We start from the raw sequence: 12,676 nt of genomic DNA, 5'->3' as shown, positions 1-12,676 counted from the left end.
AAAAAGCCGTTCATGGGAGTGTGAACGGCTTTTTTCGTTTATCTTGTGGTCAAGGCGTACTTTTTGGTGTCACTGAACTTTTCCCACACGCATGAGGCTTGCAATCGATTTCGCCGGCCTCACTTACCGAACAATCTGATTCCATCCATGGGGAAATGAAATGTCAGGAACCCAACTCCTCCCGCCCGAACGCACCACGCTCCCGTTGCTCCCGCTGCGCGACGTCGTCGTGTTCCCGCATATGGTGATTCCGCTCTTCGTGGGCCGTCCGAAGTCGATCAAGGCTCTCGAGGCGGCGATGGAGGGCGGCAAGCACATCATGCTCGTCGCGCAAAAGACTGCCGCCAAGGACGAGCCCACCGAAAAAGACATGTATGAAGTGGGATGTATCGCCAACATCCTGCAGATGCTCAAACTGCCCGACGGTACCGTGAAGGTACTCGTGGAGGGGTTGCAACGCGCGAAGACGCTTTCCATCGAAGAACAGGAAACGCAGTTCTCGTGCGAAGTGATGCCGCTCGAACCGGATCATGCCGACAGCGCCGAAACCGAAGCGCTGCGCCGCGCGATCGTCTCGCAGTTCGACCAGTACGTGAAGCTCAACAAGAAGATTCCGCCTGAGATTCTCACGTCGCTTTCGGGTATTGACGAGGCCGGCCGTCTCGCGGACACGATTGCCGCGCACCTGCCGCTCAAGCTCGACCAGAAGCAGCACATCCTCGAGATGTTCCCCGTCGTGGAACGCCTCGAACATCTGCTCGCGCAACTCGAAGCCGAGATCGACATCCTGCAGGTCGAAAAGCGCATCCGCGGACGCGTGAAGCGTCAGATGGAGAAGAGCCAGCGCGAGTACTACCTGAACGAACAAGTAAAGGCGATCCAGAAGGAACTGGGCGAGGGCGAAGAAGGCGCGGATCTCGAAGAGCTCGAGAAGCGCATCACCGCCGCGCGCATGCCCAAGGAAGCCCGCAAGAAGGCCGACGCCGAGCTGAAGAAGCTCAAGCTGATGTCGCCGATGTCGGCTGAGGCGACGGTCGTGCGCAACTACATCGATACCTTGATCGGCCTGCCGTGGCGCAAGAAGAGCAAGGTCAACAACGATCTCTCGAACGCCGAGCGCGTGCTCGACGAAGATCACTTCGGGCTCGAGAAGGTGAAGGAACGCATTCTCGAGTACCTCGCGGTCCAGCAGCGCGTGGACAAGGTGAAGGCACCTATTCTGTGTCTCGTCGGGCCCCCCGGCGTCGGCAAGACCTCGCTGGGGCAGTCCATTGCACGTGCGACGAACCGCAAGTTCGTGCGCATGGCGCTGGGCGGCGTGCGTGACGAGGCCGAGATTCGTGGCCACCGCCGCACGTATATCGGTTCGATGCCGGGCAAGATTTTGCAAAGCCTCACGAAGGTCGGCGTGCGCAATCCGCTCTTCCTGCTCGACGAAGTCGACAAGATGGGCATGGACTTCCGCGGCGATCCCTCGTCGGCGCTGCTCGAAGTGCTCGACCCGGAGCAGAACCACACGTTTGCGGACCACTACGTCGAAGTGGATTTCGACCTCTCGGACGTGATGTTCGTGGCGACGTCGAACTCGCTGAACATTCCGCCTCCGCTGCTCGACCGGATGGAAGTGATCCGTCTGTCGGGCTATACCGAGGACGAAAAGGTCAGCATCGCGCAGCGTTACCTGCTGCCGAAGCAGAAGAAGAACAACGGCCTGAAGGAAGGCGAGATCGAAGTCGCGGAGCAGGCTATCCGCGACATCATTCGCTACTACACGCGTGAAGCGGGCGTGCGTTCGCTCGAGCGTGAAGTGTCGAAGATCTGCCGCAAGGTCGTGAAGATGCTTCTGCTCAAGAAGGCCGAAGGTGCGGTGAAGGTGGACGGCAGTAACCTCGACACCTTCCTCGGCGTGCGCAAGTACGACTTCGGTCTCGCGGCGAAGGAAAACCAGATCGGTCAGGTGACCGGTCTCGCGTGGACGGAAGTGGGCGGCGACCTGCTGACGATCGAAGCGGCCGTCATGCCGGGCAAGGGCAACGTGATCCGTACGGGCTCGCTTGGCGACGTGATGAAGGAATCGGTCGAAGCGGCGCGGTCGGTGGTGCGTTCGCGTTCGCGGCGTCTTGGCATCAAGGACGAAGCGTTCGAGAAGCAGGACATCCACATCCACGTGCCGGAAGGTGCCACGCCGAAGGACGGTCCGTCCGCCGGTATTGCGATGACGACCGCGCTGGTGTCGGTGCTCACGGGTATTCCGGTGCGAGCCGACGTTGCGATGACGGGCGAGATCACGCTGCGCGGTGAAGTGCTGCCCATTGGTGGCTTGAAGGAAAAGCTGTTGGCAGCGCACCGTGGCGGCATCAAGCTCGTGCTGATTCCGGAAGAGAACGTGAAGGATCTCGCAGAGATTCCGGACAACGTGAAGAACGCGATCGAGATCGTGCCGGTCCGCTGGATCGACAAGGTTCTTGAACTGGCGCTCGAACGTACGCCGGAAGCCTTGCCGGAAGAAGAGGTGAAGAGCACGCCGCCGGTTGGCGAGCCGGGCAAAGAGTCTGGTGCGACGGATGTCGTGAAGCACTAGGAACCGATAGCCGTTCTTCTTGCAGTCGTCCTGAAACCCGCGGTTTTTGCCGCGGGTTTTTTATTGCCCAGAAAGCTTCGAAAGTTCGCCGGGAAGGCCTGCCCGATCAGGCTCAACCCCGCTTGACACAAGGGTTTCGGCCTCTTCTAATGACCGGGCCCGGCGCGTTGCCGGGGCCGTCATTTCCCGCGCTTCGTGCGCACTCAGAATTGCCCAAACACATTCTCGGGGGCTGGAATGAATAAAACGGAATTAATCGACCACATCGCTCAACAGGCTGACATCTCGAAGGCCGCAGCGGGACGTGCGCTCGAAGCCGTGATCGCTGGCGTGAAGGGGACGTTGAAGAAGGGTGGTACGGTCACGCTCGTCGGTTTCGGCACATTCGCCGTCGGCAAGCGCACCGCGCGCACGGGCCGCAATCCGCGTACGGGCGCGGCGATCAAGATCAAGGCAGCCAAGGTGCCGAAATTCAGGCCTGGCAAAGCTCTGAAAGATGCGCTAAACTAGCGGGCTCGTTGGTTGATGAGTTGGGCGCTGCATACAATGCCGCGTCTTACGCGTAGTCAACCGGCAGGCAGTCATGAAGCGTCGCAGCCGAAAGGTAATGGCTGCAAGACCGAGGGACGGGTGCTTAGCTCAGTTGGTAGAGCGGCGCCCTTACAAGGCGTAGGTCGGGAGTTCGAGCCTCTCAGCACCCACCAGTTCCCGGTCGGTCCGCCACGTGATTCAGGTACATCGAGCTTGAGGCAAGTGGCAGGGCATCAATAAGGAGTGGTAGTTCAGTCGGTTAGAATACCGGCCTGTCACGCCGGGGGTCGCGGGTTCGAGTCCCGTCCACTCCGCCAGTCAAGCAAGAAGGCGAACTCCGGTTCGCCTTTTTTATTGCCCGCTGTTGTAATATCGGGCGTTCTGTTTTAGGGCTAACGGCTACGCATGCTCGATTTTTTCCGCAATCACCAACGGCTGATGATGTTCATGCTCATCCTGGTTGTGCTGCCAGGTCTGGGCTTCGTAGGCATCCAGGGCTTCCGCGGCTTTTTTGACGACAGCGCGAATATCGCGAGCGTCAACGGGCACAAGATCACGCGCGTCGAGTACGACAATGCGATCCGTCAGCAACTCGATCGCGCCCGGCAGGTGCTCGGCGCCCGCTTCGATCAGAAGCAGTTCGATACACCCGAGCGCCGGCGCCAGATGCTGGACGGACTGATCCAGCAGCGCGTGCTCGCCGATGAAACCCAGCGTCTGCATCTCACGGCATCGGACGAAGCAGTGCGGCGCGTGCTGCTGGCCGACCCGATCATCTCGTCGCTGAAGAAGCCTGACGGCACGATCGACCTGGAGCGATACAAGGAACTGCTCGCCATGCAAGGCATGACGCCCGAGCAGTACGACGAACGTATCCGTTATGGCCTCGCGACTCAGCAACTGCCCGACGCAATTCAAAGTTCTGCGTTCACACCCAAGGCGCTCGCCACGCAGCTCACGGATCTGGCTGAGCAACAGCGTGAGGTTCAGGGGTTTGCGTTCCGCGCGCGGGACTACGCCTCGAAAGTGCAGCCTACCGATGCGCAACTTCAGGCCTTCTACGACGCACACCGCAACGACTTTGCGACACCCGCCACGGCTACGATCCAGTATGTCGTGCTGTCCCCGGCCACGGTGGCTGCGGCCGTCCAGCCTTCCGATGCCGACCTGAAGAAGTACTACGACGACAACATCGCGCGCTATCGCACCGAAGGCGAAGTGCGTGCGAGCCACATCCTGATCGCGGCGCCGAAGGATGCAAGCGCGGCCGACAAGGAGAAGGCGAAGCAGAAGGCGCTCGCGGTGCTCGCCGAAGTGAAGGCGCACCCGGACCAGTTCGCGCAGATTGCGCAGAAGGAATCGCAGGATCCGGGCTCGGCATCGAAGGGCGGCGATCTTGGCTACTTCACGCGCGGCATGATCGCAGGCGGTCAGGCGTTCGACGACGCAGCGTTCAAGCTCAAGAAGGACGAAGTGAGCGACGTCGTGCAGACGGACTTCGGCTATCACATCATCAAGGTCACGGACGTCAAGCCGTCCGCCACGAAGCCGTTCGATGAAGTGAAAACCGCGATCGCGAGCGAAGTGAAGTCCCAACAAGCCGCGAAGCTGCTTGCGGACGAATCGGAGGGCTTCTCCTCAACGGTGTACGAACAGGCGAAGAGCCTGCAACCCGCTGCGGACAAGTACAAACTGACGCTGCAGACCGCCACCGTGTCCCCGACGCCCAACCCGGCGCTACCGGCGGACAGCCCGCTCAACAACGCGAAGTTGCTGGCCGCTGTGTTCGCAGACGACTCCGTGAAGTCGCACAACAACACCCAGGCCATCGACGTGGGCAACAGTACGCTCATTTCGGCCCACGTCACGGAGTACAAGCCGGCCGCGGTGCCTGCCTTCGATGCCGTGAAAGACGCCGTACGGCAAAAGGTAATCGCAGAACAATCCGCTGAGCTTGCACGCAAGGACGGCACGGCCAGGCTGGCCGCGTTGCAGAAGTCGAAGTCGACGGACGGTTTCTCCTCGCCGCTCAAGGTGTCGCGCAACGATACGCAGGGCGTGCCGCCCGCTGCGCTGAGCGCAATTTACAAGGCCGATGCGAAGAACTTGCCAGCCTACGTCGGAGTGGATCTTGGCGCCGACGGTTACGCAATCTACCGAGTGAACTCGATCGTTCCTGCCGCTCCCGTCGATGCTCAGCGCCTTGCAGGTGCCCAGCAGCAGATCGCTCAGGTGTCCGGGCAAGCGCAGGTGCAAGCCTACGTCGATGCTGTACGCGCCCGTTCGAAGGTGAAGTTGTATGGCTCAGCGGATTCGCCGAGCCAGCCTCAGAGCAGTAACTGAGCCGAGCGCACGCGCCCGCTAACAACCGTATCGGTCGGGCCCGTTCGTGGCCCTGCACATGAAAACAAAGCCCCGCATTCGCGGGGCTTTGTTTTTCTGCACCCCGGTTTGGCATGCGTCGTTTGCAGACGAACTCAACGGTACACGCGAACGCTCAAACGAACACCCGAGCGAACACCCAAGCGAACACGACAGTCACAGGCACGCACTGATGTCGCCTGTTGCGTCGCTGCCCGCGGCGCCGTTCGGGCGGAAACCAGCCCACGTGCCGCCCTTGCCCGACCACGACGGACGAATCACGGCAGCCGCACCATTGGGTGGCTGCTGGCCCGGCGCGTAGACATCGACGGCCTGGCCGTTTGCCAGCATGACCTGCGAGGTGACCTGCTGCTGCGACTTGTCGGCCCATTTCTGGGCGACGCACTGCGCGACAGTGGCCGGCGGCTGCCGGCTTTCTCCAACGGATTGCACGCCCGCGGGACGCGTGGCGCACGCCGATATTGCAACCGTAAGCGCGATAAGCGGTAAGTATTTCACGGCATCTCCCTCCTGTTGCGCTCTGAACGAGCCGGTTGTTGAAGGTGAAGCGAACGTGTCAGATCACCCCTTGCCGGTCATGTTCCGCATCTTCCGGAAACAAGATGTAAAGCGCGCCTTACTGCGTGGCGGGGTTGCGCAGGAGCGGCTTGAGCGTCGGCCAGACGTTGTCGAGCAACGCGGGCTGCGCCTGCTGCGTGGGATGGATCTGGTCCGCCTGGAACATGTCCGGTTTGTTCTCGATCCCTGCGAGCAGGAAAGGTACCAGGGGTATGCGCATGTCCTGCGCGAGCTGGCCGTACAGGCTGTGGAACTTTTGCGTGTAGGCCGGGCCGTAGTTGGGCGGTACGTACATACCGACCAGCACCACTTTCGCGTTGCCGCGCCGCACGCTTTCGACGATGGCGCGCAGGTTGGCTTCCGTGGTCGCGAGCGGTACGCCTCGCAGGGCGTCGTTGGCCCCCAGTTCCACGATCACGATGGCGGGCTTGAGCCGTTGCATCAGCGCAGGCAGGCGCGAGCGGCCGTCGCTGGTGGTGTCGCCGCTGATGCTTGCATTGGCAACGTTATAATCGATCCGCTCGCTGGCGAGGCGCTGACGCAGCAGCGCCACCCAGCCGCTGTCGCGCGGCAGGCCGTATTCGGCGGAGAGGCTGTCGCCCAGCACCACGATGACGGGCTTGCCGGACGGCTGATCGTTCGCGGCAGACGCATCCTGCGGCAAGCAGGCGGCTCCCACGGTTATAACGGCCGCAGCAGCCGCAACGATGCCCCGTGCCGCGACAAGCCGCATGGCGCGTACTTTCAACCTGTGCTTCATCATGCAAAAGAAAACCGATCCAGTCATCGAAGTGCGGGGTGTGTGCAAGAAGGTCAAGGACGCGACAGGCGAGCTCACGATTCTCGACGACATCAATCTGTCGATCGAGGCCGGCAGCAGCGTGGCGATCGTCGGCGCGTCCGGCTCGGGCAAGTCCACGTTGCTCGGATTACTCGCCGGATTGGACAGTGTCACGTCCGGCTCGGTTCGGCTGCTGGGTCATGAACTCACCGAACTCGACGAAGATGGCCGCGCCGCATTGCGCAGCGGCTCAGTCGGTTTCGTCTTCCAATCATTCCAGTTGATGCCTCACCTCACGGCGCTTGAAAACGTCATGCTGCCGCTCGAACTGCAAGGCGGCGTGTCGGCTCGTGAAGCCTCGGCGCGCGCGCGGGAACTGCTCGAGCAAGTGGGCCTGCGCGAGCGCACGGGGCACTATCCCAAACTGCTTTCGGGCGGCGAGCAGCAGCGCGTGGCGTTGGCGCGCGCGTTCGTCACGCGTCCGGCCATCCTGTTTGCGGACGAGCCCACGGGCAGCCTCGACGCCGCAACCGGCCACGCCGTGATCGACCTGATGTTCGACATGAACCGCGTACATGGCGCGACGCTCGTGCTGGTCACGCATGATGTCGAACTTGCGCGCCGCTGCGACGCCACCGTGACGATCGAAGCGGGCCGTCTCGTCTGAGCGGCCCGCGGCCTTTCCCCGCTTCGTTTGTCGTTCAGCGTTTCAACGCCGCCCGCGCCCGCGCGATCAGGGCGGACGTCGACGAATCGTGTGCCTTCACGTCGCCGGCAGCGGCAGTGAGATCGGCCTCGACCACCTTGCCGAGAATCTTGCCGAGTTCCACGCCCCATTGGTCGAACGGGTTGATGTTCCACACCGTGGCCTGAACCAGCACCTTGTGCTCGTAGAGCGCGATGAGCGCGCCGAGCGAGCGTGCCGTCAGGGCATCGACGAGCAGCGTGGTGGTTGGCCGGTTGCCCGGAAACACGATGTGCGGCACGAGTTCGGGCTTGTCCGGGCCGGCGATCTTGCGCGCTTCCTCGACCGTGCGTCCCAGCATCAGCGCCTCGCTCTGCGCGAAGCAGTTCGCGAGCAGCTTCGCATGGTGGCTCGCGAGCGGATGCTCGGGCGTGAGCACGGCGATGAAGTCGATGGGTACGATCGTCGGGCCCTGATGCAGCATCTGGAAGAACGCGTGCTGGCCGTTCGTGCCGGGTTCGCCCCACGTCACGGCGGAGGTCGGGTAATCCACCGTCGCGCCGTCGAGCCGTGCCGACTTGCCGTTGCTCTCCATCTCCAGTTGCTGGAGGTACGAGGGCAGGTAGTGCAGCGCCTCCGAGTAGGGCGCAACGAGATAGCTCTGCGAGCCGAAGAAGTTGCGATACCAGATACCGACGAGCGCTTGCAGCACCGGCAGATTGCGTTCGAGCGGCGCCTCGCGGAAGTGCCGGTCCATGTCGTTCGCGCCGGCGAGCAGTTCGTCGAACTGCGCGGGGCCCACGGCAATCATGATCGAGAGGCCCACCGCCGACCACAGCGAATAGCGTCCGCCCACCCAATCCCACATTTCGAATACGTTTTCGCGGTCGATGCCGAACTTCACGACTTCCGCCGGGTTCGCCGAAACGCCGACGAAATGCTTCGCGAGCCCGCTCTCGGCGCAGCCGCTCGCCACGAACCAGTCGCGCATGGAGCGCGCGTTGGTCATGGTTTCGAGCGTGGTGAACGTCTTCGACACCACGATGGCGAGCGTTTCCTCGGGGTTCAGTCCTTCGAGCGCGCGATGCAGGTCCGCGCCGTCCACGTTGGACACGAAGTGCGTCGAGATGTCGGGCGTCGCGAGGTGATGCAGCGCGTGCACGACCATCTTGGGACCGAGGTCCGAGCCGCCGATGCCGATGTTCACCACGTGGCGGATGCGCTTGCCCGTGTGTCCCGTCCAGGCGCCGCTGCGTACCTTGTCGGCGAACGCGGCCATCTTCGCGCGCTCGGCCTTCACCTCGGCATGGAAGGGCGCTTGCGGGTCTGTGGCGCGCAGCGCGGTGTGCAAGGCCGCGCGGCCTTCGGTGGGGTTCACGACTTCGCCCGCGAACATCGCGTCCCGACGCGCTTCGACACCGGCCTCGCGTGCAAGCTGAACGAGCAGGCGCAGGGTTTCGTCGGTGATGCGGTTCTTCGAAAAATCGGCGGCGAGGCCGCCGCCCGTGAACGTGAAGCGTTCGGCGCGGGTCGGCGCGGTATCGTTCTGCGGCGCGAACCAGTCGCGCAGTTGGGCGTCGCGAATTTGCCCGTAGTGCGTTTGCAGGGCGGACCAGGCGGGAAGCGATTTCAGCGTCGTCATAACGGTTCGTCTAACGATGGGGGCGAAGGGGAAAGGCGGCGCAGTCGCAAATCACCGCCGGCGATGAGGCGTACGAGCCCCGGCGCGCCATGCACCTGCTGCTCATGAGGAACGACGGGCTTGCCGCGAAACAAAGTGACGTGGGGCGCGGTCGCATCACGTCGATCACTCGCGGGATCACATCGCATCGCGAAGGCAGCAGGACCGCCGATCAGGCATTGCAACACATAAGCATTGCAGCAGGGCGGCGGCGGAAGGCGGCGCAGTGGGTCAGTATAGCGTCGTCGTGTGACCGCGGCATGCTCAGGAACTCAGGGCGCGTCGCGGTAGAAGAGCCGGTTGAGCAGCGCACGGACCATCGGCGCGAGTTCGCCCGCCGTGAGCCCCGCGGGGCCGTCGCCGCGTGCCGTGAGATGTTCCGCGGCAAGACCATGCAGATAGACACCGGCGAGCGCCGCTTCCCAGGCGGGCAGCCGCTGCGCGAGCAGCGCACCGATGATGCCCCCCAACACGTCGCCGGTCCCGCCCGTGGCGAGGCCGGCATTGCCCGTGGGATTCACCGCGAGTCGGCCGTCGGGCGCAGCAATCACCGTGCCGCTGCCTTTGAGCACCACCACCGATGCGAAGCGCGAGGCGAGCGCCCGTGCGGCAGCGAGCCGGTCGTGCTGCACGCTGCGCGCGTCGGTGCCGAGCAGGCGCGCTGCTTCCAGCGGATGCGGTGTGAGCACGCAGGGCGAAGCAGGCGCCTTGCGTGTCGCCAGTTGGCTGGCCAGTGCTTCGTCGCGGGAAAGCAGGTTCAGCGCGTCGGCATCGAGCACTGCGGGCACGCCCGTTTGCAACGCGCGGGTCACCACGTCGCGCGCGTGGTCGCTGCCGCCCATGCCGCAGCCCACGGCGAGCGCGTCCATCGTGTCGAGCGGCAGATCGTCTGCGGCATGGAGCATGAGTTCGGGATGCGGCGCGTCGTAGGGCGGCCAGCCGCTACCGATGAACGCAACGTGAACCTTCCCCGCGCCCGCGTAGAGTGCGGCGCGGGCCGCGAGCACCGGTGCGCCGCACATGCCGGTGTCGCCGCCCACCACCGCGAGGCTGCCGAACGTGCCCTTGTGCGTGGCGAAGCCGCGTGCCGGCAGATGCGATGCGAAGAGGGCGGGCGCGTTGAGCAGCGCGGGCGTATTGAGAAGTGCGGGCGTCTGCATATCGACGCCGATGACGCCGATGACGCCGATGACGCCGATGGTCGCGACCGTGACCGTGCCCGCGCAATCACGCCCGGCAGTCATGAAGAGCCCAGGCTTCGCACCGATGAAGGTGAGCGTGTGCGTCGCGCGCACCGCCACGCCGCCGCCCACGATGTTGCCGGTATCGCTGTCGAGCCCGCTCGGCACGTCGAGCGCCAGCACGCGCCCGTGAGCGCGCGCATGCTCGCCCAGACGCCCGGCGAGCGCAGCGAACACGCCGTCGAGCGGCCGTCCGAGCCCAATGCCGAACATGCCGTCCACGAGCCAGCCGAAGTTTTCGAACGAAGCGGGGGGCTCCACGGAAATGGGCACGCCCGCGGCGCGGGCTTCGGCCAGTGCCCAGCGCGCATCCTCGGGCTTCACGTCGACCGGCATGCAGACCTCGACGGCGACGCCTGCGCGCAGGAGTTGCGTCGCCATCACGAGCGCATCGCCACCGTTGTTGCCGGGGCCGGCGACCAGCCAGACCGGGTGGGCCGCATCGACGGAACCGTCATGCGCGGCGTGCTCCCGCAGCCAGTGCGCCGCAGCGGCGCCGGCCCGCGCCATCAGCGTGTGGGCGGGCAGCGTGGCTTCGGCGTGCGCCTCGCAGGCGCGCAGGTCTGCCACCGTGAGCAGCGGCAGCGCGCGGTCCTGAGTGGAAACAAGCGCGGGGGAAGTAGGCGAGACGGGCGAAGAGGCGGGCGAAGAGGCGGGCGAAGAGGCGTCGGTCATGGCGGCGGGTCGGAGAGGAACCCCGCCACGGCGCGTCGGCTAGTCTTGCAGCCGCTCGGGCCGCAGCGCGGCGAGCGTGTCGGGCGGCACGGCAGGCGTTGCGCCCGACACGAGGTCTGCAACCACTTTAGCAGAGCCGAGCGCCACGCCCCAACCGGCCGGGCCATGTCCGGCGTTGACGAACAGTCGCGGGTGGAGCGCATTGCCGACAGCGGGCAGGCCGTCCGACGCGAGCAGCTTGAGCCCTTCCCATGGCAGCGCGGCGGAAATCTTCGCCGCGCCGGGCACCCAGTCGCGCGATGCTTCGCCGAGCAGCGCGAGCGCGTCTTCGGTGAGCGCTTCGGGCAACGGCTTGTCGGCGAGCCCGGCCGCCTGCAGCACCGCGCCGCCGGCAATGCGCAGGCGCTGGCTGAGCGGCGCGATCACGATGCGCTTCACGCTGTCGATCACGGTCATGTGCGGCGCGCATTCTTCGTGCGCGATGGGCGCGGTGAGCGTGTGCAGCCGTAGCGGATAGAGCGGCAGGCGCAGCCCGAGGCGCGCGGCGAGCGGCAGGCTGCCCGCGCCCGCGGCGAGCACCACGGCGTCACCCGAAATCACGTCGACTTCACGCGATCGTGCCGGTTCGCCTTCGCGCGGCGCCAGCTCGACTGCGGCGCGCGTGTTATCGAGGCGGATCGCGGTGACTTCGCGGCCGGTCTGGAATTGCACGCCGCCTTCGGTGTCGAGCACCTGTTTGAGCAGTTTGACGAAGAGCGGGCAGTTCGCGGTGCGTTCGGACTCGAACAGCACACCGCCCGCAAAGGCGGGCTCGGACGGCACGGCGCGCTCGTGTTCGGCGCATTCGGCAGGCGTGAGCACGTGATGCGGCACCTCGAAGCGGCGCAGCAGGTCGAGTGCAGGCTGCGTGAGTTCCCAGTCGGTGCTGCCGCGCACGAGGTGCAGCACGCCGGTGCTCTGCTCGAATTCGAGTCCGAAGCGACTTTCGATATCGGTAAGCGCGTCGCGCGCGGATTCCACGAGCGGGCGCAGCCGCTCGTACTGCGCGGCGAACGCATTCGCGTCCTGCAGCGCGGCGAGCCGGCGTACGAAGGCGCGCGCGGGCCCGTTGAAGCCGGTCTTGCTGATGACGCCGCTTGCCACGCCGCGGCGGCTTGACATGAAGGTCGGTCCGAACCAGACGTCGAGCGGCGTGGGCAGCACGATGCCGCTGTGTCCCCACGTGGCGCCCTGCGCGACCGTGGCGTGGCGTTCGACGACGCACACGCGGTGACCCGCGGCGCGTAACTGGTAGGCGGTGGCGACGCCGACAATCCCGCCGCCGATGACGATGACATTCATGATGATTCGATCTGCCGGCCGGAGCACCGCCGTGCGCGGTGCTGGCTCTGTAGGGACATGCCCTTTGGGAGCATGTGGCGCGCACAGCGCGCGCCGGTCCGATGAAACCGGCAATGATAGCAGTCAAACGGTGCAAAGAGCCGCACGCATGCGGCAGCGAGCGCGGCCGGGGACGAGCCCGGGGCGAGGCCGCACAGGAACCCGAAAACGCCCGGCGCAG

9 protein-coding genes and 2 tRNA genes are annotated in these 12,676 nt (G+C 64.8%); 6 read left to right on the top strand and 5 right to left on the bottom strand.

Features of this window, described 5'->3' with window-relative positions; all coding sequences use genetic code 11:
- Positions 1–160: 160 nt before the first annotated feature.
- The 5 genes from lon (at position 161) to PKKP23_RS13850 (ending at position 5,455) form a co-directional block, all read left to right on the top strand.
- Complete coding sequence (gene lon / locus PKKP23_RS13870; RefSeq protein ID WP_017773869.1) at positions 161–2,581, top strand: endopeptidase La; 2,421 nt, start codon at positions 161–163, stop codon at positions 2,579–2,581.
- Positions 2,582–2,818: 237 nt separating this feature from the next.
- Positions 2,819–3,091, top strand: a complete 273-nt coding sequence (locus tag PKKP23_RS13865; RefSeq protein WP_017773870.1) for an HU family DNA-binding protein — start codon at positions 2,819–2,821, stop codon at positions 3,089–3,091.
- A 118-nt stretch (positions 3,092–3,209) separates the two neighbouring features.
- A tRNA-Val gene (locus PKKP23_RS13860) sits at positions 3,210–3,285 on the top strand.
- A 67-nt stretch (positions 3,286–3,352) separates the two neighbouring features.
- Positions 3,353–3,429 (top strand) — tRNA-Asp (locus tag PKKP23_RS13855).
- Between the two features lie 88 nt (positions 3,430–3,517).
- Entirely contained in the window at positions 3,518–5,455 is a 1,938-nt protein-coding gene (locus PKKP23_RS13850; RefSeq protein WP_126877321.1) for a SurA N-terminal domain-containing protein, read from the top strand.
- Positions 5,456–5,650: 195 nt separating this feature from the next.
- On the opposite strand, the gene PKKP23_RS13845 is transcribed toward PKKP23_RS13850, so the two are convergent.
- On the bottom strand, positions 5,651–5,992 hold the full coding sequence (locus PKKP23_RS13845; RefSeq protein WP_126877320.1) for a hypothetical protein: 342 nt from the start codon (positions 5,990–5,992) through the stop codon (positions 5,651–5,653).
- A 118-nt stretch (positions 5,993–6,110) separates the two neighbouring features.
- The gene (locus tag PKKP23_RS13840) at positions 6,111–6,815 is read right to left on the bottom strand and encodes an arylesterase (RefSeq protein WP_126877319.1); all 705 of its coding nucleotides are present in this window, start codon (positions 6,813–6,815) and stop codon (positions 6,111–6,113) included.
- On the opposite strand from PKKP23_RS13840, the gene PKKP23_RS13835 reads away from it, so the two are divergent.
- Positions 6,814–7,500: an ABC transporter ATP-binding protein gene (locus tag PKKP23_RS13835; RefSeq protein WP_176048977.1), complete on the top strand. Its 687-nt coding sequence runs from the start codon at positions 6,814–6,816 to the stop codon at positions 7,498–7,500. The genes PKKP23_RS13840 and PKKP23_RS13835 overlap by 2 nt on opposite strands.
- Before the next feature lie 34 nt (positions 7,501–7,534).
- Here PKKP23_RS13835 and pgi read toward each other — a convergent pair whose 3' ends face one another.
- The 3 genes from pgi to PKKP23_RS13820 all read right to left on the bottom strand — a co-directional run bounded on the left by pgi (position 7,535) and on the right by PKKP23_RS13820 (position 12,456).
- Positions 7,535–9,160 (bottom strand): glucose-6-phosphate isomerase, encoded by a 1,626-nt coding sequence (gene pgi / locus PKKP23_RS13830; RefSeq protein ID WP_017773875.1) that lies wholly within the window; start codon positions 9,158–9,160, stop codon positions 7,535–7,537.
- Between the two features lie 311 nt (positions 9,161–9,471).
- Positions 9,472–11,115 (bottom strand): NAD(P)H-hydrate dehydratase, encoded by a 1,644-nt coding sequence (locus PKKP23_RS13825; protein ID WP_126877317.1) that lies wholly within the window; start codon positions 11,113–11,115, stop codon positions 9,472–9,474.
- Between the two features lie 39 nt (positions 11,116–11,154).
- Positions 11,155–12,456: an FAD-dependent oxidoreductase gene (locus tag PKKP23_RS13820; RefSeq protein ID WP_126877316.1), complete on the bottom strand. Its 1,302-nt coding sequence runs from the start codon at positions 12,454–12,456 to the stop codon at positions 11,155–11,157.
- Between the last annotated feature and the right edge of the window lie 220 nt (positions 12,457–12,676).

Origin of the sequence: Paraburkholderia kururiensis JCM 10599 = LMG 19447 (genome assembly GCF_003986935.1) — a bacterium.
In the GTDB taxonomy this organism is placed as follows: domain Bacteria; phylum Pseudomonadota; class Gammaproteobacteria; order Burkholderiales; family Burkholderiaceae; genus Paraburkholderia; species Paraburkholderia kururiensis.
The sequence above is the reverse complement of the archived record's forward strand: the minus strand, read 5'-3'. Positions and strand labels throughout refer to the sequence as shown.